Origin of the sequence: Pseudomonas amygdali (assembly GCF_002699855.1) — a bacterium.
Lineage (GTDB): Bacteria > Pseudomonadota > Gammaproteobacteria > Pseudomonadales > Pseudomonadaceae > Aquipseudomonas > Aquipseudomonas amygdali.
In genome coordinates this window covers 1-21,859 of the sequence record NZ_LKBW01000157.1, presented here as the reverse complement: position 1 = coordinate 21,859, position 21,859 = coordinate 1, and the positions used below count along the sequence as shown (strand labels likewise).

Genomic DNA, 21,859 nt, shown 5'->3' with positions numbered 1-21,859 from the left:
CCTCCTAGCGGCGAATCGCCAGACGTTGTTCGAGGGTGCGCAACAGCATGGCGATCACATAGCAGGCCACTACATAGAGTGCAGTAGTCACCAGCCAGGTTTCGATCACCCGGTAGCTTTCGACGTTGATCTTGCGCGCGTAGTAGGTCAGCTCCGGCACCGCAATGGCGGCTGCCAGTGAGGTGTCCTTGAACAGCGAAATGAAGTTGTTGGATAGCGCTGGCAACACGTTGCGCAACATGACCGGCACGATGATGTATGCCCTCCCCTGCCACTCGCCCAGACCGATGGCCAACCCTGCTTCGCGCTGACCTTTGTGGATGCTCAGCAAACCGGCACGGAAAACTTCGGTCAGATAGGCGCCAGCGTACAGCGACAGCGTGACAATGAACGACGCCAGCTTGTCCAGGCGAATGCCCAGCCCGGGCAAGGCGAAGTAGATCAGCAGGATCAACACCAGAATGGGCGTGTTGCGCACCACGGTGACGTAGATCGACGCGACAATGCGCAGTGCCTTGTAACGTGACAGCAGCGCAAATGCATTTGCCAACCCGATCACACAGCCGATAGCGATCGAGATCAGGGCCAGTTCCAGCCCCAGGCCCAAGCCCGCCAGCAAGCTGGGGAAGTCACGCCATACGGCATCAAAATTCAATTGATAATTCATGCTTGCCCGTACCTGGCAGGGAAAGCCCGAAGGCCTGCCCTGCCCTTGAAGGTCAGAGTGGACTTATTTGTATTCCATCGGGAAACCGATTGCAGGCACAGGCAGATCGACACCGAACCATTGCTTGAACGAAGCGGCGTAAGCCGGGAACTCGACACCGGTCATGGCTTCATGCAAGGCGGTGTTGACGAAGTTCAACCAGTCCTGATCGCCACGTTTGACGGCACAAGCGTAGGTTTGCGGGCTCCAGGCAAAAGCCGGCGAGCGGTAGCGGCCAGGGTTCTGAACCATCAGATACTTCACTGAAGACTGGTCGGTGGCGGCCGTGTCGGCGCGGCCCGAGTTGATCGCCTGGTACATCAGGTCGACGCTGTCGTACTGATCGACCTTGGCTTTGGGCAGCGCCTGATGCACCAGCTCTTCGGCATATACGTTCTGCAGCACGGCAACCGTCACTCCGTCGCCCGCGGCTTTAAGGTCATCTATTTCCTTGTATTTGCTGTTGGCAGGCAGCAACAACGCTACGCCTTCGCGGTAGTACGGCAAGGTGAACGCCACCTGCTGTGCACGACTGGCGGTAACGGTGATGAACTGGCAACTGATGTCGACCTTGTCGGTCAGCAGGTTGGGAATTCGCGCATCCGAGGACTGCACCACGAACTCGACCTTGCTCGGGTCATTGAACAGGCCCTTGGCGATGATCCTGCCGATGTCGATATCGAAACCCTGCAACTTGCCGTCCGCTCCCTGAAAATGCCACGGGGCATTGGTACTGCCTGTACCCACCACCAGATTGCCACGTTTCAATACTGCATCCAGCTTGCTGCCTTCGGCGGCCTGAGCCGAGTTGGCCAGCGTGAATGAGGCTGCAAGGACAAACGCACAAGCTTTCACAAAAGAAGGTCCGCGATGCATGACATAGACTCCGCCGAAGTATTTTTATTCCGCTATAGCGGACAATGGTATGTAACAACGGAATAGACAGCAGAAAGTGTGCCATACGAGGCCTGCGAAAAACACCGCATAAAAATGTCGAGGCAAATCAAAAGGCTGGAGATGAAGGGGTTGATGGCTGGGTGATATTACGGCTTGAGGGCATCGCTACCATTTGTCACGTTTGAGTGGTAAGGCCCCACTCTTGTGCGCGCGCGCTGTCGAGTACGCAGTACTGGTGCAGGCGCAATGGTCGCGCCGCAGTGATGATAGGGGGGCAAAGCGCCACGAACTACTTGCCAATGCGGGAGCATTGGCAAGAGATTCAGTCAGAGGCAGGTAGCAATCGCAGCAGATCGCAAGGCGGCCTGGGTATCGCCCTGCGGGGCGTAGAACTCGACAGCAGTGGCAGGACCTTTGGCGTGTACGTCTGCGAAATACCTGGATTCGGTAGTGAACACGGTGAAGCCGCCACCGGAAAGATCATGCAGGAACACATCTGAAGATGTGCCAAACATCGCTTCGTTCTGCCAGGTCACCTGAATGCACTGGGCAACGGCGGCATCCTGTTTGGCACTCGACAGGACCTTGAATGGCCCTGCCGCACGTGCTGAGTTTGAAGGCGCTGCGCACCCGGCCAGAACCGTTGCCGCAATCACCGTTGCGCTCGTCAAAAACAGAAACTTCATGTCGTGCCTTCGCTGATGAAAAAGCCGATTCTAGCACTGCACGGACCTGTTACCCCTCAGCCAATTGCTCTTCGTATTCCTTCACGTATTCACCAGCCAGGCTCTCTTTCTGCTTTTCATCAAGTAACTTGCCTGCCATCTGAAAGAACTTTTGCTCTTCTTCCTTCAAGTGGTGATGCACTTTTTCCGACAGCTTTTTCGCAGTCGCCAGCCAGGCCGGGCTCGACATCTCGGTTTCATCGAGCTCTTCCATCATCTCGTCCATTTCATGATGCTCGGAAATGGCATGGCGACTGAGGTCCACGCCGTTGTCGTGGGCCATCAGGGGAATGTAGAAAAACCGCTCTTCGGCTGTCTCGTGAGCCTGAAGCTCATCCTTGAGCTGTATGTAGGCTTTTTCCCGTTCGACACTGTCGCCGCTGGTCTGGATCAGTGCGTCAGCGTATCCGCGCTGACGATCATGGCTTTCACGCAATGCTTCAAAGATATTCAAGGTCTTGTCTCCAGGTCGGCTTCCGGGAGCTGGAAGCATTGTGGACTAGACCCCTGGCGAAGATCAGCAGTTCCGAGAAATGCTGGCAAATGACTACTGCGCAATAACCACAGGCTCAGGCCAGCTCGAAAACCACATCCTGAGCGCCTTCCCAAAGCGTCTTGACGCCCAGTTTGCGCAGGTTTTCCTTGCCTTGAGTGATGGTCAGAAAGTGATTGCCGGCCAGTTGCCCCATCTTGCTGGCGAAACAGCACGAACCGTACGCCAGGATAATCTCGGTTTCGCTGTAACCACCCGGATAAAACAGAATGTCGCCCACAGAAGGATGACTCGTTGCGTTCTCGAAACCGATCAACGTGTCATTCAGCTTCAGTTGATAATCATCCAGCGGCACCCAGCAGCCTTCGCCACTCCAGCGCACATGGATGAATTTCTGCCGATAAGGCAGCAGCTTGAGAAACGCTTCCACCGTTTGCGGCGCATCCGGATTGGCTTCGGCCAGAAACTCGTATCCGCCGCGGTAATTTTGATGGTGGTCACTGCAACGACTCCTTGAAGGCAACAATGCTCAGAATGATGCGCAAGGATAAACGCGAGTCTTGTGAGGCGTCACGGAGTTCCGCTGCGCTCACAGGGACACACATCTGCAATCGTTGATCAAACAGAATTCCGCGTCAGATTTGACCCGCCGAGCAGTTTGGCGAATAGCCTATTCTCATGCGTTTCGCCCTGAAACTCATAACGTGGCGAACCTTTCACTTCATAACCCTGCCGCGGGTAAAACCCCAACGCGCGCGGGTTTCCAACCCAGACAGTCGCCCACATCAACGCCGCCTTTCTGGCCGTAGCGCGCTGCTCGGCGGCTTCGAGCAACAGTCGCCCTGCTCCACATCCAGTGAAACGTTCCTGCACATAGAGGCGTTGCAACTCGGCAGCCGTCGATACGCCAAGCATCGGGTGATCGACGCACAGCGTTACCTGAGCGAAGCCGATCAGATGCCCTAGAGATTCAGCCACGATAATGAGCGCTTCCGGTTTGCCAAGCAGATGCGCAAACGCCTGCGGGGAGAACGCGTCGAGGGCTTCGCGTGCAATGGACTCACGGATGCCCTGCGTTGCGTAGGTGTCGAGAAAGACCTGCATGCCCAGCGCGCTCAGGCATATAGCGTCAGCGGGCACCGCTTCACGCAGGGCAATCGTCGATAAGAGAGGTTTGATTATCAAACAGGCAGGCCCCGGGGCAGGCAAAAAGACACGCGAATCATACCCGACACACGGCCTGGCCCGGCAACAAGGCCGGGGCAAGCCGCCAGATCAGTCTCAGCGACCGGTCATGAGCGATTGCAGGCGAGCCTGAGCCTGCTGAGCGTTTTTGCCCTGCTCGTTCAGCTCTTGCAGCAACTTGTTGAGTTCAGCCTGTACGACCGGGTCCTTGACGGTTATCGCCGAACCGGAGATATCGATTTGCGATTTGTGCGCGTCCACATAATCGGCAACCTTCAGGCCGCTCGAAAACGTGCCCTTTATTTGCGGCAAGACTTCACGGAACGTGTTGGCGGGCACGCTCACAGTCCGGTCATAAGCCTTATCATAAACGACTTTCAAGTCATCGGGCTGCTTGAGTTTGGCATGTGCCGCATCGGCCTTGCCCTGCTCGATGGTCAACTTCTCGCCGACTTCATCCAGACCTGTCTGCACGGCAGCCAGGTCTGCGCGACGTTGAATGACATCGCTTACCGAGCGAAAGGATCCTTTCTGCATCAAGCCAGCGAGAGGCTGCACTGCAGTGTCCATGCCCGCGCCGAAGTCGGAAATAACGGCATAGTGCGAGCTGTAGTCACCAAAGGCTTTCTTTTCATCGTCCGTCAGTTTGGGAACGTGCACACCTGGCTTGTCGATAATTCGGGTTTGCAGGAACTGAGTGAACGCAGTGCGTTGTTCGGGCTCCTTATCCCCGCAGCCAGTCAGCAACAGGGGTAAAGCAACAGCCAGCAGCAAGACTGGACGGAAAAGGGACTTCATGTCAGGAACCTCCGGGTGATGAGAATGCGCGCTCATAGGCACGGCCCGATGAACGCGAGCGTGCTTATAGTCTCGTCATCGCCTCATCTAGTTCCGCGACGGGTGAATTTTGAGAAGTCCCGTCCCCAGACCGGCTCACGGAAAATCCGCTCCTTCTCAGCTATTTGAGTCAACAAACGCGAGTACTTCATAGCTTCGCCGCGACAGCACTAGCCAGGCAAAAGCTCGCCTCGCGGCCCCCGCCAGGAAAGTTCATTAACATTTCTTCATGAGGTGAAACGTTTCAGCGGCTAGTCTTCAGCGGACCGACAAAGTGAACAACAGGAGTCAATCACTATGTTTGCACACGAGGGCCTGGGCCTGATCCTTGTCTCCATCGTCTTTCTGCTCGGAGCGATTGCGATGTTCATTCACCCTTTCCACGCGCTGGGGAGCTGGTTCAGGAGGAAGCGGCAGGAACGGAAATCCGATTAGCCATCAATAAATTCGCCACAACAAGGAGGCCCGGTAATAGCCGGGCCTTGCAGCCTCACCCTCTCCCGCCTTCCTTCCCCCGCACAGCGCCAAGACTGTGTGCATACACAGTATTGTTGCGTTAAGTGCATCTAGCGGCAGGAGCATTAACCACTAGTTTGATACTGGCCAATTAACATTAAACAATGCCGCGCGCCATGCCTTACATCTGAGAACATTGTAAAGGAATGGCAAATTCTCAAAAATTAGTCATCAATCTGTGGCGTGATGTTTCCAGTATGATACGCTTTTGAAACTCTTTGATGTTGAACTAATGGCCACCAGCCAGTAGTATTGCGCGCAAAATGTCCCAACTAATTTGCCACTAGTGCTTACAGGGTAGTCATGACTAGTCAATCCATCAATGCGACTGCTTATCTTCGCAAATCGGCTGAAGACCACACTCCGAAGCCGACCCGCGTACTTGATTTCGGCAAATGCAGAGGCACCAGAAAAGGCCCGGTTCTTCTGATTGGCTCAGGTCAATCTGCCCGAAACTTCCCGATTCAAGATTTTTCGGACGTCCCCATGATTACCATGAACGGGGCGTTCTCGATGTTTGCAGAAACGAACATCAAACCATTGTTCTACGTGTGTACTGACCGGGATTTTCCCAATCAGCAGCCCGAGCTGTTCGCTGCGGCAATGCGCGAGAGCGAGAATGTCGGCCTCTGGGAAGACCAGTTCAGCTCCGGCATTCCCAGGCCTTCCGGGCGCGCCTATGCGCTGAAGAAATCACCGAGGTTATCCACGGTTGCGGCGCTCTGCTCACGAGACGACGCACTGGTCAGAAAAGTGTCTTTATGGAGTCATAGAAGCAGGGATATCGGCTTCAGCAAAAACCTGGAACTGGGGTTTTTCGACGCTCGCACGGTCATGTATCTCGCCTTGCAATTGTCTTATCACCTTGGTTTTGATAGCGTCTTTCTCGTGGGCTTTGATATGAACCAGTCTGCAGGCCGGTTCTATGAATCGTCGACAGATGTATGCTCGCCTTGTGGACTGGACCAGCACTACGAATCAAGAATTCTCCCGTCACTGGAACTTATGTCGAAGCATGTAGTCGGGGATGATTTTCAAGTGTTCAATTTATCCGACAGCTCGCGAGTTCCGGATGAAGTCATTCCCAAGTTGAGCATTGATGAGGCCCGACTTAAAGTGAGCGTTGCCCGTTACAGCGCTAGCCGAACGTAAACGACCTCCCGATCAGGCAATTTGACGACTCAGTATCTTTCTTCTGCGACTTCTTTTGAAATCGCGCCTGCCTCTGCCTTGTGCACACGCTTTGAGCAAGGCTACCCAACAGGCTCCTGAGCAGGCCGGAACGTGGACAACTCGGCAATCCGGCACTGTCCACCATGTCACTGCCGCCCGACCTATGCGACAATGCGCGCCAATGTCTGGCATGAACCCCCACATTCATATCCCGGCAACGCGGCCATGGCAGGCTGCCGTTGCTGTAGACGTATGCCCGTTGGATCAGCTCATGCTCAGGCGGAGCAGGCTGAACAGCTCCGGTCGTGTCTCGAATACGACACCGCTGACACCAGCGCTCCCCAGTTATTGCCCAAGTTATTGATAGGTAAAGTAATTGATCTCCACAGCTAACATCACGATGCAGTTCGGCCCCAAACCCTTGTTCGAGAATGTCTCGGTCAAGTTTGGCGCCGGTAACCGTTACGGCCTGATTGGCGCGAACGGCTGCGGCAAGTCCACCTTCATGAAAATCCTCGGTGGCGACCTCGAGCCTTCGGGCGGTCAGGTGATGCTGGAGCCGAACGTACGACTGGGTAAGCTGCGCCAGGATCAGTTCGCCTACGAAGAATTCACGGTACTCGACACCGTGATCATGGGCCATGAAGAGCTGTGGAAAGTCAAGGCCGAGCGCGACCGCATCTACTCGCTGCCGGAAATGAGCGAAGACGACGGCATGGCCGTGGCCGAGCTGGAAACCGAATTTGCGGAAATGGACGGCTACACTGCCGAGTCCCGTGCCGGCGAACTGCTGCTGGGCCTGGGTATCGGCATCGAACAGCACAACGGTCCTATGAGCGAAGTATCGCCCGGCTGGAAACTGCGCGTTCTGCTCGCGCAGGCACTGTTCTCCGATCCGGAAGTGCTGTTGCTCGACGAACCGACCAACCACCTGGACATCAACACCATTCGCTGGCTGGAAAACATCCTCACCCAGCGCAACAGCCTGATGATCATCATCTCCCACGACCGTCACTTCCTGAACAGCGTGTGCACGCACATGGCCGACCTGGATTACGGCGAGTTGCGCCTGTTCCCGGGCAACTATGACGAGTACATGACCGTCGCGACCCAGTCCCGCGAGCAATTGCTGTCCGACAACGCCAAGAAGAAGGCACAGATCTCTGAGCTGCAATCGTTCGTCAGCCGCTTTTCGGCCAACGCATCGAAAGCCAAGCAGGCCACGTCCCGAGCCAAGGCGATCGACAAGATCCAGCTGGCCGAGGTCAAGCCGTCCAGCCGTGTCAGCCCGTTCATTCGTTTCGAACAAACCAAAAAGCTGCACCGTCAGGCGGTCATTGTCGATCGCATGGCCAAAGGCTTCGATGGCAAGACACTGTTCAAGGACTTCAGCTTCCAGGTCGAAGCCGGCGAACGTGTTGCAATCATCGGTCCGAACGGCATCGGCAAGACCACCCTGCTACGCACCCTGGTCAACGAGTTGCAACCCGATGCAGGCACGGTCAAGTGGACCGAAGCAGCGGAAATCGGTTACTACGCTCAGGACCACGCTCACGATTTTGAAGACGAATCTACCCTCTTCGACTGGATGGGCCAGTGGACGCAAGGCGGCGAGCAAATGGTACGTGGCACTCTGGGCCGCATGCTGTTCTCCAATGACGAGATCCTCAAGTCGGTCAAAGTGATTTCCGGTGGTGAACAGGGCCGCATGCTGTTCGGCAAGCTGATCCTGCAAAAACCGAACGTGCTGGTGATGGACGAACCGACCAACCACCTGGATATGGAATCCATCGAAGCGCTGAACCTTGCGCTGGAAAACTACCCGGGCACCCTGATTTTCGTCAGCCACGACCGCGAGTTCGTGTCCTCGCTGGCAACCCGCATCATCGAACTCAGCCCAAGCGGCGTGATCGACTTCAGCGGTACCTACGACGACTACCTGCGCAGCCAGGGCGTTTCGTTCTAAGCCTGTCAGGCTGCTACAGCAAAAAGCCCTGTCATGTGACAGGGCTTTTTATTTTCAAAACCGCTACTGGCCCGGCTGGCTGAGCATTTCAATCCACATCGCACCCTTGCCCGAGGGCGCTTCGCTGACCCGCTGCAAGGCACCGTTCGCCGCAATGGCGTAACTGCCGACCTTGTCGCTTTTCTCACCGCTCACCAGCAACCAGCGCCCATTGGGTGACACAGCGATATTGCGTGGCTGTTTTTCCTGCACCGGATAGTTTTCGACAAACGTCACCTTGCCACTGGCAGGCTCGACCTTGAACAGCGACACGCTGCTGGAAGTGCGCTCGCTGATAAACAGCCACTTGCCATTCGACGCGAGGCGAATGTCTGCCGCCCAGATACGCGGAGTGGGATCGTCCTTGAGATCATTGTTGCGCGCATCGCGGGCTTGCCCCGGCGCCAGGTTCAAGCGTTTCGGGATACCGTCCGCCTCGCCTGTCTGCTTCAACGCACCGGTTTTCTGGTTGATCGCGAAGGCAGTGACGGTGCCACTCATTTCGCCAACCACGTACAGAAATTTGCCATCGGAAGAGAATGCCAAGTGGCGCGGGCCGGTATTCTCGGCAACCGCAACGTAGCCCTCGCCAATGGGAACAAGCTTGCCGTCTTTTGGCTCCAGCCGGTATTGCAGAACACGATCAACGCCAAGATTACCGGCGTATACAAAACGGTTGCTCGGGTCGGTGCGCACCGAATGCGCATGCATGCCGGTCTTGTAGGTCTGGATACTGTCGCTGGGGCGGTGTTGCGCATCGATGGGCTGTACGCTGAGCAAATCGGCACCATAGGATGCGCCGAACAGGAAGCGCCCGCTGCGATCGGTAGACAAATAGGCCAGGCTCTCGGCCAATGGTGCCTGGCTCAGCGGTTTGAGATGCCCTGTTGCAGGCTCGATGCTGTAACTCAGCACTTGATAAGGCTTGGAACGTAGCGCTGCAAATAACGCTTTGCCGTCCGGTGAGATGGCCATCGGATTGACCTGGTCTCCGGCTTTGGTCTGCTCGACCAGGCTGAGCGCGCCGCTCTGCTCATCCAGACGGTATTGGGATATAAGGCCGTCAGTGGGACTGGAAATGTAAGCAAACGTGGCTGCCTGGGCAGGCAGGCCAAACGAACAACCGACTGCAGCGGCCAGCAACAGAATATTTCTCATGGTGAACCTTTTTATTATTGTGGTGTGATCAGTCATCCTATGACCATATCTACAGAACAGCAACTGCCTGATAATCAGCCCGCATAAAACCGTTAGCCTGCTTTCTTTTAGTCACAGCGCACGCCATGATGAGGCACTCCCACCGCCTGCCAGCGAAGAGCCCAATGCCTGCCGCACACTCCGGTTCCATGACGATTACCCTGCAGATCGTTTCCATCGTTTTCTACACGTTCATCGCCTTCCTGTGCATCGGCCTGCCTATTGCGGTGCTGCCCGGCTATGTTCACGACCAGCTGGGTTTCAGCCCGTTGATTGCAGGCCTGACCATTGCCTCGCAATACCTGGCAACGCTGCTGAGTCGACCTTTTGCCGGCCGGGCGACCGACACGCTGGGCAGCAAGCGCTCTATCGTGTTCGGACTGTGGGGCATCGTCATCAGTGGCAGCATGACGTTACTGGCAACGCTGCTTCAGGAGTTTGCCACGCTGAGCCTGTCGATTCTGATCGTTGCGCGACTGTTTCTCGGCGTTTCCCAAGGGCTTATCGGAGTTGGCACTATTAGTTGGTGCATCGGCAAGCTCGGCGCGGAACATACGGCCCGATCAATCTCGTGGAACGGCATCGCGTCCTATGGTGCGATAGCCATTGGTGCACCGCTGGGAGTGATTGTCATCGACGCCGTGGGTTTCAACAGCCTGGGGGGGCGCCTTGATCGTGATGGCAGGGCTGGCACTTTGGCTGATCCGCAACAAGCCATCGGTACCGGTCGTAGTCGGTGAGCACCTGCCCTATTGGTCAGTGTTCGGCCGGATCGCGCCTTATGGTCTGGGACTGACGTTGTCCTCCATCGGCTACGGCACGCTGACCACCTTCATCACCCTGTTTTATCTAAGCCGCGGCTGGGAAGGTGCGGCCTATTGCCTGAGCATGTTTGGCGTGTGCTTTATCCTCGCCCGCCTGCTGTTCATCGGTGCCATCAACCGCCTCGGCGGCTACAACGCGGCCATCGTCTGCATGGCTGTGGAGATCTGCGGACTGCTGATGCTCTGGCTTTCACCGAGCAGCGGCATTGCTCTGGCTGGGGCAGGACTGACCGGTGTGGGGCTTTCACTGGTCTACCCGGCGCTGGGCGTGGAAGCGATCAAAAGCGTACCTACCCCCAGCCGAGGCGCAGGCCTGAGTGCCTACGCTGTGTTCTTCGATCTGGCCTTGGCAATTGCCGGCCCTGTAATGGGGGCTATTGCCTTGGGTCAGGGCTATGACTGGATATTTTTTTACGCGGCGTTGCTGTCGGCGTGCGCGCTGGCGCTGACAATCTGGTTATCACGCCGCACCGCCAACCAAACATATCCAGCATGAACACTACCTTTAGCGCATAAGTTTTTTACTTGTAATTCCAATAGTTGGTAGCAGAAGTTTAAATCTCGCCACCGGTCGGTCAACTTCTTGACGCATCGGCCAACGACCTCTTGACTTCGTACTGCGGGCCTTGAAAACAGGCCCGCAAAGCGACCGTCGCCAGCCTTGGGGCGACGTCACTGAGCGTGGCAGTCTGGCGCCTTGATCCGTTTCGATTGCCTCCCTGCTGCCTGCCTGGCCGGGAGAGCTGTCATGAAAATTCGTTGTATTCATCTGTACCACACCCGTAATGTTCTGCCATTCATTATGCTGGCCATTATCCCGTCCTGTGCGGAGGGAGCCTGCGCACTTGGGGCCTCGACGTCGTCCGGCGTTCAAGTCTGCGACAGTGACATCAGCGGCTCATTTATCGGTCTGAGCGGCGATCACATTCTGATATTTCCCAAAGGCGGAACAGGCACGGTCGCCGGCGATATCAGCTATGGGTCAGGAATCGACAGCGTTGATATGCAGTCAGGCCGTATTCTCGGCAACGTCACCCAGAGTGCCGGAATCGACTCATTCACGTTGTCGGCGGGCGAGATCAGCGGCGGCCTGAACCAGGGCGACGATCCCGACGACTTTTTCATGAGCGGCGTTACGCTGGGCTCGCTGGCCCAGTGCGACGGGCGAGATACCTTTCTGATGACCGGAGGCACCATCACTCGTGCGTTCGAGGACGGCGACGTTGCGGTGATGACCGGCGGCAGCATTGGCCGAGTTGACATGAAGCTCGACAACAACGTGTTCGAGATGTCCGGTGGCACGATCATCAACAACCTGGTAACCGGCTTTGGCAGGGATACGATCACCCTCTTGGGCGGCTCTGTGGGCGGCAATGTCAGCGTCAGCGGCGGCGACGACCTGATCACCCTCAGCGGTGGCGATATTCGTGGTGAAGTTCGTGCCAGCGCCGGTAATGACAGCTTCAATTGGCTGAACGGTGGCTACGCCCGCAACAGTGTGTTGATGGCCGACGGCGATGATGCGGCGCGGCTGTACAACCTGAGCGAATATTACCTGAGCGCCAACCCGCTGCTTGACGGCGGCCCTGGCAATGACGTGCTGACGCTTGATAACACTGTGTCTTTGCAGCCGGGTCGCTATGGCAACTGGGAGACCGTCAACCTGAGCAACGGCTCGCAGCTGGATCTGGCCGGTAAGCTGGTCCTTGGTGACGGCGTGAGTAACACCGGCGTTCTGAACATTGATTCCAGCAGTACGCTGATCTCGACCTCGGGCAGCATTGCGCCCTTCCGCGCAGCATCCCTCGCTTCATTAGAGAATGCCGGAACGCTGGACGTGCGCGATGCAGGCAGTGCGCTCACTGGCACATTGACGGTGAACGGCAATTACACCGGCCAGAACGGGCGGCTGCTGTTGCTCTCGGCACTGGGCGATGATGCATCCGCCAGCGACCGACTGGTGGTGGCACAGGGTAGGATCAGTGGTTCTACGCGCATGATCGTCAGCAACGCGGGTGGGCTGGGCGCCCTGACCCTTGGCAACGGCATTGAAGTGGTACAAGCCATCAACGGTGCAACCAGCGATAGCAGCGCCTTTTCGTTGCAAAGTCCGCTGTCTGCAGGAGCTTATCAGTATTACCTGTTCAAGGGCGGCGCCACTGCCGGCTCGGAGAACAGCTGGTTCCTGCGCTCTGCGGTGATTGCGCCGCCAACGCCAGCGCCGCCCCCTGTAGAGCCCCTCCCCGAACCTGCACAGCCAACTCCCCAGCCGACACCTGAGCCGACTCCCGAACCTGCTCCCGAGCCGACACCAACACCGCAACCTGTGCCCGCCCCGCTCCCAAACCCTGAGCCTGAGCCTGCGCCGACCACCCCGGCCCCGGTCCTCCCGGCAGCCGCACTGCCAGTGCCCGCGATCGGAACACCGCCACTGCCGGAACCCGTTCGCGGAGCCTCGCCCATCGCGTTGTACCGCCCCGAGGTCGCCAACTATTCAGTGGCAGCGCCAAGCGCTGCGGTCCTGGCGCTGAGTTCGCTGGGCACCTTTCATGAGCGCCAGGGTGATCAGGCGCTACTGACTGAATACGACATGGCGCCTGCCGGATGGGCACGTGTGTTTGGCAGCGACTTCAGGCAACGCTGGTCTGGAGACGTGAGCCCAGGCCTGGACGCTTCATTCAAGGGCTACCAGATCGGCCATGATCTGTATGCCTGGCACTTGGACAACGGGCGGAGCCAGCGCGTCGGGCTGTTCGTCGCGCATAACCGTCTGGATGGCAAAGTGCAGGGTTTTGCTGAGGGTTTCAGAAACTACGAAACAGGGCACCTGAAACTGAGCGGGCAAAGCCTGGGGGCCTACTGGACGCTGACGACACCCGGTGGCGGGTACGTTGACGCAGTCGCGATGGGCACTCGCCTGGACGGCCGCAGCCGCTCCGTCAGGGGCACAGGTGTCGACATTGAAGGCCATGTGATGAGCCTGTCTGCAGAGGCCGGGTATCCGCTGCCACTCTCACAGCGCTGGGTTGCAGAGCCTCAGCTACAGATCATCTACCAACGCATAGACCTTCAGGATCAGCATGACGGCATTGCCCATCTCGGATTCGACAGTCAGTCTTACACCACAGGGCGCATCGGCATACGTTTCAAGGGGCGCTATCAATTCAGTAGCGTACCGATAGCGCCTTATCTGCGAGCCAACCTCTGGCACACCAAAGACGGCCATGACACGCTGACATTCGATCATGCAGAGCAGATAAGAACCGAGCATCGATCAACGACGGGCAGTATCGGCGCCGGGATGATAGCGACATTGAGCAGCAAGGCCAGTCTGCACTGGAGCGCTGATTACCTTGTTGATCTGGGCGAACAAGGAACGGAGGGAGTAAACACCAGCCTGGGTTTCAGGCTGGTGTGGTAATGCGACCGTCAGCGCGGGGATGCGCCCTGGTCAGTCTTCTTCGGTTTGAGGATAAGCACGGCAAGCGGCGGCAGGTTCAGTTTCAGTGAAGCCTCCATCCCATGTGCTGGCTCGTCTTCGGTGTTCACTTCCCCACCATTGCCCATGTTAGAACCTGCGTAGGTTTCCGCGTCGCTGTTCAGCAACTCAGTCCATGCACCTGATACCGGCGCGCCGACACGATAATCCAGGCGCGGCACTGGCGTCATGTTGGCCACCACCAGCAGCGGCTCGCCATCATTGCTCCAGCGCAGGTAGGCAAACACGCTATTGGCCTGGTCGTCGCCGATCAGCCACTGGAAGCCCGCTGGATCAGCATCGCGCTGGTACAACGCCTTTTCCTGACGATAGATTCGGTTCAGGTCACTGACCAGCTTCTTCACGCCAATATGTTCAGCGTATTTCATCAAGTACCAGTCCAGTTCACGGTCGTGATTCCACTCACGCCACTGACCGAATTCACAGCCCATGAACAGCAGTTTCTTGCCCGGGTGCGTCCACATGAACGACAGATAAGCGCGCAGGTTGGCGAACTTCTGCCAGTGGTCACCCGGCATCTTGTCGATCAGCGAATGTTTGCCGTGTACCACTTCGTCATGGGAAATAGGCAGTACGAAGCGCTCTGACCACGCGTACACCAGGCTGAAGCTCAGCTTGCCGTGGTGGTGTCCGCGATTGATCGGGTCCTCCTCCATGTACTGCAGCGAATCATGCATCCAGCCCATGCTCCACTTGTAGTTGAAGCCCAGCCCACCCTGCTGGGTCGGCTCGCTGACACCCGGCCACGCGGTCGACTCTTCCGCAATCACCATGGTCCCTGGGGCTTCCAGCGCAACTACGTCGTTCAAATGACGCAGGAAGTCGATTGCCTCGAGGTTTTCGCGTCCGCCAAAGCGATTTGGCACCCATTCGCCTGCATTACGCGAATAGTCGCGGTACAGCATTGACGCCACCGCATCCACTCGCAGACCGTCGATGTGGTAATGCTTAAGCCAGTGCAACGCCGAAGCCAGCATGAAGCCATGAACTTCGGTGCGCCCCAGGTTGTAGATCAGCGTGTTCCAGTCCTGATGGAAGCCTTCCTTGGGGTCGGCGTACTCGTACAGCGCGGTGCCGTCGAACTGCGCCAGGCCGTGGGTATCGGTCGGGAAATGCGCAGGCACCCAGTCAAGAATCACGCCTATTTCAGCCCGATGACAGGCGTCAACGAACGCGGCGAAATCTTCCGGCGAACCGTAGCGAGCAGTCGGTGCAAACTGGGCCAGCAACTGATAGCCCCATGACCCCCCGAACGGGTGCTCCATGATCGGCATCAGCTCAATGTGGGTGAAGCCGAGTTCCTTCACATAGGGAATCAAGCGATCAGCCAGCTCGCGCCAGTTGTACTGTCGCCATTGACCGTCTTCGTGCTGCTCCATCTGCCACGAGCCTGCGTGCAGTTCGTAGATCGACAGCGGCGCGGCAACATCGTGGCGGCCTGTCCGTGATTGCAGCCATTCCTGGTCGTTCCACTCGAATTGCAGTGGCGTAGTGACCTTTGACGCGGTGTCGGGCGGCAGCGTAGTGGCCAGAGCCATAGGGTCGCTTTTCAGCGGCAGAATCCCGTGGGCACCGAGGATCTCGTATTTGTAGACTTCACCGGGCTGCAGACGCGGAACGAAAATCTCCCATACGCCGGTCGGGTGACGCAGGCGCATCGGGTGACGACGACCATCCCAGCTGTTGAAACTGCCGACCACCGACACACGGCGGGCATTCGGCGCCCAGACCGCAAAGCGCACACCGTCGACGCCATCGACGTTGGTCACTTGCGCGCCCAGGCAACTGCTCAGGTCGCGGTGGTTGCCTTCGGCAAACAGATAAAGGTCCATCTCGCCCAGCAGCGGACCGAAGCTGTAAGGGTCCTCAGTGATCTGCTCGCCGCCAGCCCATTGGATTTTCAGCAGGTAAGGCTGTGGCTGCTCGAGATGACCGACGAAAAAACCCGGCACCTCGCTCATTTCCATCTCGCCCAGCTCGCGACCATCATCTTTGGCCAGCAGACGCACGCTCAACGCAGCGGGCAGATAGGCACGAACGTATTGCCCGCTGCCGCCGTCACCGTGCGGACCCAGGATCGAGAAAGGATCACGGTGTTCCGCGCGGATCAGCGCGTCGAGGTCCGCAGCAGCGGGAATCGCGCGGCGGCCTGTGCCGGTTTTGTGAGGCGCATTCATATTGGCTCTCCATCAGACGGTTGCAGCAACCCACGCAAGCCTTGCAAGGGAACGGCCAACCAGGCTGGACGATTCTCGGCTTCGTAGATCACTTCATAAGCAGCTTTTTCAAGGGTGAACAATTCCAGTGCGGCGTCCTCCCCTTTTGCATCTTTCCAGGCATGAGCCATTCCGCTCGTTGCCGAGCGATAACCTTCGATAAAGGCTTCCCGCGCCTGCGCCAGGTAGGTCTCGGCGACACGTTTGCGAGCACCGGCAGCCTCAGGCGAGGTATCGACGCTTTGTGCGCTGCGTACTGCCATGGCGGCAGCGTAGTCAAACGAGCGCAAAACACCGCTGACATCCTTGAACGGGCTGTGCTTGGCACGGCGTTCTTCAAGTGCGCGGGCCGGTTCACCCTCGAAATCGATCAGGTAGGCATCGCCTTTGACCACCAGCACTTGCCCGAGGTGCAAGTCACCATGCACGCGAATCCGCAGGCCACCTGCCGAGCGCTTGGCCAGACCTTCGACGCGCTGACGAATCTGCTTGCGCTGTGCAAGCAAATCGCTGACCAGTTGCTGATCGTCCTGTTCCAGATCGCCCTTGCGCTGCTCAAGCAGTTGCAAGGCGCGCTCAAGCTGAGCATTGACGCTGGTTCCGGAGGCCTTGCTGTCCTGACTGCTGGTGACTTCAACAGCGAAGTCTGCATTGTCGGTAGGCGACGCCAGAATCTGGTGCATTTCACCGAGACGCTGACCAAGGCTACGCGAAAAGTCCGCCAGCTCCAGCAACGCATTGTAATGCTGTTCCTGGCCGGAAACGCCATGCGCCAACTCATCGCGTACTGCGCGTTCCAGATTGTTCTGTGTCCACTCCCAAGCGTCACCCTGATTGCTCAGGTAGCCTTGGGCAATCATCAGCAGATTCGGTTTTCCGTCGTTGCCGACACGCACCACAGAGCCAAGCAACGGCGAGATATTCTTGAAGCCAGCGTTGGTCAGGAAAGCACCCATTTCCAGCTCCGGGTGCGTCCCGGCACTGACTTTACGAATCAGTTTGAGCACCAGGCTGCCACCGACGACCACCGAGCTGTTCGACTGCTCGGCAGACAGGTAGCGCACTTCCGACTCTGCGGTGAGGGCGAGCGGTGCCAGCTGCGAACTTTGCTCGAAACGCAACTCGCCGTCAGCGCAGGGGATGACCGTATCCGACTGCATGCCCTGAATCACTGCACGAATGAAGGTTTCCAGAGTAAACGCATCGGTGATCAGCCCTACATCACGATTACGCCGCACTCTGGCAAGTGCCAGTTGCTGTGGCAACGCGCTGCTGATGTCGTCTTCGGCGAGCAAGCCGAATGGCAGCTGATAGCGATCGGTCTGGCCGTCTGCAGTCACTTCTATTTCGCTGAGCAACACAGGGTGCGCCTCATCGCCGAAACGCACCGCATACGCGATATTGACCTGCTCTATGTCCTTGCCCTTGCCTGCGAACCAGCGGCGTTTTGGCAAATAAACAGCCAGTGACGTTTTTTCCATGGTGCTGCGCAGCGGCTCTTCGAGCAACTCCTCAAGGCGCTTCTTGAGCACCAGGGTCGGGAAGTCCGGCATGCTCTGCGCGGGTTCAACGTGCCAACTGGGCATTTGATTCTCCGAAGCCAGTAAAAACCAGTAAAAACCATACGGCGGGAGCGTCAGCAAATAGCTTAACTGCCCGATAGGCGGAAATGCGCTGCCACCGAGCATTTCCACCGGCACTGTGCCTGCGTGAGCCGACAGCTCAAGCTCTGCAGCCTGAGCGGCGCTGGAAACGTTGGCAACACACAACACCACTTCGCTGTGACCATCGGGTGCCGTGTACTCGCGGGTATACGCAAGAATGCGGCGGTTCGACGGCGAGAGCATTTTCAGCGTGCCACGCCCGAATGCCTTCTGCTGTTTGCGCACCGCCAGCATGCGTCGATTCCAGTTCAGCAGCGAGTGCGGGTCACGCTCCTGAATTTCGACGTTGACCGACTGAAAGCCGTACATCGGGTCCATGATCGGCGGCAATACCAGGCTGGCCGGATCTGCACGCGAAAAGCCGCCGTTGCGGTCGATCGACCACTGCATCGGCGTACGCACACCATCCCGGTCGCCTAGATAGATGTTGTCGCCCATGCCGATCTCATCACCGTAATACAACGTCGGCGTGCCGGGCATCGACAACAGCATGCTGTTCAACAGTTCGACCCGGCGGCGGTCCCGATCAACCAGTGGTGCCAGGCGTCGACGAATACCCAGGTTGATCCGCGCGCGGCGGTCAGCGGCATAGTAATTCCAGAGGTAATCACGCTCACGATCCGTCACCATTTCCAAGGTCAGTTCGTCGTGGTTGCGGAGGAAAATCGCCCACTGGCAATTCTCCGGAATTTCCGGTGTCTGGCGCAGAATATCGGTGATCGGAAAGCGGTCTTCCTGCGCCAGCGCCATGTACATGCGCGGCATCAGCGGGAAGTGAAACGCCATGTGACATTCGTCGCCATCCGGCCCCTTGCTGTCGCCGAAATACAGCTGGGTGTCTTCCGGCCATTGATTGGCCTCGGCCAGCAGCATGCGGTCCGGGTAGTTCGCATCGATCTCGGCGCGAATACGCTTGAGCACCTGATGGGTTTCCGGAAGGTTCTCGTTATTGGTGCCATCGCGTTCGATCAGGTATGGGATAGCGTCCAGACGCAAACCGTCAATGCCCAGGTCCAGCCAGAAGCGCATGACTTCAAGCACCGCATCAAGTACGTGCGGGTTATCGAAGTTCAGGTCTGGTTGGTGGGAGTAAAAACGGTGCCAGAAGTATTGCCCGGCGACCGGGTCCCTGGTCCAGTTGGACGTTTCTGTGTCGAGAAAAATGATCCGCGTGCCGTCGTACTTCTGGTCGGTGTCCGACCAGACATAGAAATCCCGTGCCTTGGAGCCGGGCTTGGCATGACGCGCTTTCTGAAACCACGTGTGCTGGTCGGACGTATGGTTGATAACCAGCTCACTGATCACCCGCAGGCCACGCTTGTGCGCCTGGGCAATGAAGCGCTTGGCATCGGCCATGGTGCCGTAATCGCTATGCACATCGCGGTATTCGGAAATATCGTAGCCATCGTCCCGGCGCGGCGACGGGTAGAACGGCAGCAACCAGATGGTGTTGACCCCCAGCGCGGCAATGTAGTCGAGCTTTTCGATCAAGCCCGCGAAATCGCCGATCCCGTCGTTATTGGAATCGAAGAACGATTTCACATGAACCTGGTAAATCACCGCATCCTTGTACCAGAGCGGGTCTTTGATGAATGTCGCGTCACCGGGCTTCTTGGCCATTACTGACTCCTTGGGAGTGTTATTGCGCAGCCTGGATGCGCCAGATTCCAAACGGTTGTGATGGATCAAGACGCGTGTGCTGATACTTGCCGTACCAGGTCCAGCGGTGTCCGGTCATCAGGTCTTCACCCGACGTCGCCGCGTCATCCGGCAGGCCCATTTCCCACAGCGGCAGCTCGAAATCTGCTTCCTGTGCGTTGAAGGGGTCAAGGTTGACGGCAATCAGAATGAAGTTGCTGCCATCCGCCGAACGCTTGCCGAAGTACAGAATGTTGTCATTCCACGCGTTATACAGTTTCAAGCCCAAGTGCGTTTGCAGCGCGGGGTTCTGCCTGCGAATGCGGTTGAGCTGGGCGATCTCGGCAATGATGTTGCCCGGTGCGGCATAGTCCCGAACGCGAATCTCGTACTTTTCCGAGTCCAGATACTCTTCCTTGCCGGGAATCGGTGCCGCTTCACACAACTCAAACCCCGAATACATGCCCCACAGCCCGGAGCCCATGGTGGCCAGCGCTGCACGGATCAGAAATCCAGGACGGCCAGACTCGTGCAGGAAGCGCGGGTTGATATCAGGTGTGTTGACGAAAAAGTTCGGGCGATAGCAGTCACGCCAAGGCACTTCGTTGAGCTGGGTGAAATACTCGGACAGCTCTGCCTTGGTGTTGCGCCAGGTGAAATACGTGTAACTCTGGCTGTAACCGACCTTGCCCAGTCGCGCCATCATGGCAGGCTTGGTGAACGCTTCGGCAAGGAACATGACCTCAGGATGCTGATTGCGCACCTCGCCGATCATCCACTGCCAGAAAGGCAGCGGCTTGGTGTGCGGATTATCGACGCGGAAAATCTTCACGCCTTCATTCACCCAGCCCAGAACGATGTCACGCAATTCCAGCCACAGACCAGGAATGGCATAAGGCGCGTAGAAATCGACGTTGACGATGTCCTGATACTTCTTCGGCGGGTTTTCCGCATAGCGGATCGTGCCGTCCGGACGCCATGAGAACCAGCCCGGATGCTGCTTGAGCCAAGGGTGGTCCTGCGAACATTGAATGGCGAAGTCCAGTGCGATTTCCAGCCCGTGATCGGCCGCAGCCTTCACCAGGTTACGGAAGTCTTCACGGCGGCCCAACTGCGGGTGAATGGCTTCATGACCGCCATCCTCGCTGCCAATTGCGTACGGGCTGCCCGGATCATCCGGCCCTGCGGTAAGAGAGTTGTTCGGTCCCTTGCGATGGGCACGGCCGATCGGGTGAATCGGCGGAAAGTACAATACGTCGAAACCCATGTCGCGGATGATCGGCAAACGCGAATGGACATCGTTGAAGGTGCCGTGGCGCGCAGGGTCATCAGTGATCGAGCGAGGAAACAGCTCGTACCAGCTGGCGAACTGCGCCAGCTCACGCTCGACATCCAGCGGAAATTCAACGCTACGACTCAGGAAGGCCTGATTATCAGCCAGCTTCATCAGGTTTGCGGTTTCGCTGTGCAACAGCAACGCGACCTTCTCGTCTTTATCGCCCTGCTCCAGCTGACCTAGCAGGCTTTCAATCTGCTGGCGCTGATCGTGCTGGCTGCGCTCAGCGGCATGCACCAGATGAATGCGCCCCTCTTCCAGTTCCAAGTCGACAGGCACACCAGCGCCGAACTTCTTGTCCAGTTCGTAACGATAGCTGCCGAACTGATCGATCCAGGCTTCAAGGCGAAACACATAGCGACTGACCGAAGTCGGGGTGAACTCACCGACCCAGCTGTCATTGCCCAGTTCATGCATTGGCGCGCTATGCCAGGTGTCCTCATCGGCAGCACGCCAGCGAATATTGACCGCCATTTTGTCGTGCCCGTCGGCGTAGACCTTGCTGGTCACGGTGACCGGTTGCCCGATGATCGCCTTGGCCGCAAACAGGCCACCGTCAATCACTGGCAGCGTGTCTTCGATCACGATGCGGGGCAATTGCAGCGCCTGGGTCAGTGACAAGGGTTGGGTTGGGTGCGGTACATCGGTGGCCAGGGAATCCGGACCATATGGCTGTTCACTCATCGAGCATCACTCCTCACGCCCCAGGGACGCTCCTGTGCATTCCATGCAATGGAAAAATTGACGGTATGGCAGCGGACAATCGCGAAATGCAGAAGACTCGTCGAATTCAGCTGCCTAGGTTCCGAGCGGTCAACGAACGTAAAGTTCAAAGGTTTTGAGGTTGTCAGGTGGGCGCATTGAACATGAGCCAAAGGCAGGGCAGAAAAATCGGGCAAGGGTGATCCGGTTAAAATCAATTGAATCATCAATCAAGCCGGGGGGGGG

General features: G+C 57.6%; 13 protein-coding genes and 2 pseudogenes. 4 read left to right on the top strand and 11 right to left on the bottom strand.

The window, feature by feature from the left end; all coding sequences use genetic code 11:
* Positions 1 to 4: 4 nt before the first annotated feature.
* The 7 genes and pseudogenes from AO277_RS12455 to AO277_RS12420 all read right to left on the bottom strand — a co-directional run bounded on the left by AO277_RS12455 (position 5) and on the right by AO277_RS12420 (position 4,804).
* Positions 5 to 667 carry an amino acid ABC transporter permease gene (locus tag AO277_RS12455; RefSeq protein ID WP_099258994.1) on the bottom strand — a complete coding sequence of 221 codons (663 nt, stop codon included), beginning with the start codon at positions 665 to 667 and terminating at the stop codon, positions 5 to 7.
* Between the two features lie 63 nt (positions 668 to 730).
* Positions 731 to 1,582 (bottom strand): transporter substrate-binding protein, encoded by an 852-nt coding sequence (locus tag AO277_RS12450; RefSeq protein ID WP_005732848.1) that lies wholly within the window; start codon positions 1,580 to 1,582, stop codon positions 731 to 733.
* A 347-nt stretch (positions 1,583 to 1,929) separates the two neighbouring features.
* On the bottom strand, positions 1,930 to 2,289 hold the full coding sequence (locus tag AO277_RS29110) for a hypothetical protein (protein WP_005743630.1): 360 nt from the start codon (positions 2,287 to 2,289) through the stop codon (positions 1,930 to 1,932).
* Positions 2,290 to 2,338: 49 nt separating this feature from the next.
* Entirely contained in the window at positions 2,339 to 2,782 is a 444-nt protein-coding gene (locus AO277_RS12440) for a hemerythrin domain-containing protein (RefSeq protein ID WP_044318086.1), read from the bottom strand.
* A gap of 115 nt (positions 2,783 to 2,897) precedes the next feature.
* Positions 2,898 to 3,322, bottom strand: a pseudogene (locus tag AO277_RS12435) (DUF3830 family protein).
* Between the two features lie 117 nt (positions 3,323 to 3,439).
* Positions 3,440 to 4,006 (bottom strand): GNAT family N-acetyltransferase, encoded by a 567-nt coding sequence (locus AO277_RS12430; RefSeq protein WP_004665523.1) that lies wholly within the window; start codon positions 4,004 to 4,006, stop codon positions 3,440 to 3,442.
* A gap of 96 nt (positions 4,007 to 4,102) precedes the next feature.
* Positions 4,103 to 4,804 (bottom strand): DUF3053 domain-containing protein, encoded by a 702-nt coding sequence (locus tag AO277_RS12420; protein ID WP_005732846.1) that lies wholly within the window; start codon positions 4,802 to 4,804, stop codon positions 4,103 to 4,105.
* Positions 4,805 to 5,662: 858 nt separating this feature from the next.
* Here AO277_RS12420 and AO277_RS12410 point away from each other — a divergent pair.
* Together AO277_RS12410 and AO277_RS12405 are read left to right on the top strand one after the other, a co-directional pair.
* The gene (locus AO277_RS12410; protein ID WP_004667587.1) at positions 5,663 to 6,511 is read left to right on the top strand and encodes a WaaZ-like lipopolysaccharide core biosynthesis protein; all 849 of its coding nucleotides are present in this window, start codon (positions 5,663 to 5,665) and stop codon (positions 6,509 to 6,511) included.
* A 397-nt stretch (positions 6,512 to 6,908) separates the two neighbouring features.
* Positions 6,909 to 8,498, top strand: a complete 1,590-nt coding sequence (locus AO277_RS12405) for an ABC-F family ATPase (RefSeq protein WP_002553692.1) — start codon at positions 6,909 to 6,911, stop codon at positions 8,496 to 8,498.
* 63 nt (positions 8,499 to 8,561) lie between these two features.
* Here the strand turns inward: AO277_RS12405 and AO277_RS12400 are convergent, their stop codons facing one another.
* Positions 8,562 to 9,695 carry a lactonase family protein gene (locus AO277_RS12400; protein ID WP_044318085.1) on the bottom strand — a complete coding sequence of 378 codons (1,134 nt, stop codon included), beginning with the start codon at positions 9,693 to 9,695 and terminating at the stop codon, positions 8,562 to 8,564.
* 164 nt (positions 9,696 to 9,859) lie between these two features.
* Between AO277_RS12400 and AO277_RS12395 the strand changes: the two are divergent.
* A pseudogene (locus tag AO277_RS12395) lies at positions 9,860 to 11,054 on the top strand (MFS transporter).
* Between the two features lie 252 nt (positions 11,055 to 11,306).
* On the top strand, positions 11,307 to 13,979 hold the full coding sequence (locus tag AO277_RS12390) for an autotransporter family protein (RefSeq protein ID WP_044318084.1): 2,673 nt from the start codon (positions 11,307 to 11,309) through the stop codon (positions 13,977 to 13,979).
* Between the two features lie 8 nt (positions 13,980 to 13,987).
* On the opposite strand, the gene glgB is transcribed toward AO277_RS12390, so the two are convergent.
* The 3 genes from glgB to AO277_RS12375 are packed head-to-tail and all read right to left on the bottom strand — an operon-like array spanning position 13,988 to position 21,595.
* Positions 13,988 to 16,234, bottom strand: a complete 2,247-nt coding sequence (gene glgB / locus AO277_RS12385) for a 1,4-alpha-glucan branching protein GlgB (protein WP_044318083.1) — start codon at positions 16,232 to 16,234, stop codon at positions 13,988 to 13,990.
* A complete protein-coding gene (gene treS / locus AO277_RS12380) occupies positions 16,231 to 19,557 on the bottom strand; it encodes a maltose alpha-D-glucosyltransferase (RefSeq protein ID WP_044318082.1) in 3,327 nt (1,108 codons plus the stop codon). The genes glgB and treS overlap by 4 nt, the downstream gene beginning before the upstream one ends.
* Positions 19,558 to 19,576: 19 nt before the next feature.
* A complete protein-coding gene (locus AO277_RS12375; RefSeq protein WP_044318081.1) occupies positions 19,577 to 21,595 on the bottom strand; it encodes an alpha-1,4-glucan--maltose-1-phosphate maltosyltransferase in 2,019 nt (672 codons plus the stop codon).
* Between the last annotated feature and the right edge of the window lie 264 nt (positions 21,596 to 21,859).

What these genes read in the sequence shown, in the direction of transcription:
- AO277_RS12390 (WP_044318084.1), top strand. Translation starts at nt 11,307, where the DNA reads ATGAAAATTCGTTGTATTCATCTGTACCACACCCGTAATGTTCTGCCA.
- AO277_RS12420 (WP_005732846.1), bottom strand. Translation starts at nt 4,804, where the DNA reads ATGAAGTCCCTTTTCCGTCCAGTCTTGCTGCTGGCTGTTGCTTTACCC.
- AO277_RS12450 (WP_005732848.1), bottom strand. Translation starts at nt 1,582, where the DNA reads ATGCATCGCGGACCTTCTTTTGTGAAAGCTTGTGCGTTTGTCCTTGCA.
- AO277_RS12375 (WP_044318081.1), bottom strand. Translation starts at nt 21,595, where the DNA reads ATGAGTGAACAGCCATATGGTCCGGATTCCCTGGCCACCGATGTACCG.
- AO277_RS12400 (WP_044318085.1), bottom strand. Translation starts at nt 9,695, where the DNA reads ATGAGAAATATTCTGTTGCTGGCCGCTGCAGTCGGTTGTTCGTTTGGC.
- AO277_RS12455 (WP_099258994.1), bottom strand. Translation starts at nt 667, where the DNA reads ATGAATTATCAATTGAATTTTGATGCCGTATGGCGTGACTTCCCCAGC.
- AO277_RS12410 (WP_004667587.1), top strand. Translation starts at nt 5,663, where the DNA reads ATGACTAGTCAATCCATCAATGCGACTGCTTATCTTCGCAAATCGGCT.
- glgB (WP_044318083.1), bottom strand. Translation starts at nt 16,234, where the DNA reads ATGAATGCGCCTCACAAAACCGGCACAGGCCGCCGCGCGATTCCCGCT.
- treS (WP_044318082.1), bottom strand. Translation starts at nt 19,557, where the DNA reads ATGGCCAAGAAGCCCGGTGACGCGACATTCATCAAAGACCCGCTCTGG.
- AO277_RS29110 (WP_005743630.1), bottom strand. Translation starts at nt 2,289, where the DNA reads ATGAAGTTTCTGTTTTTGACGAGCGCAACGGTGATTGCGGCAACGGTT.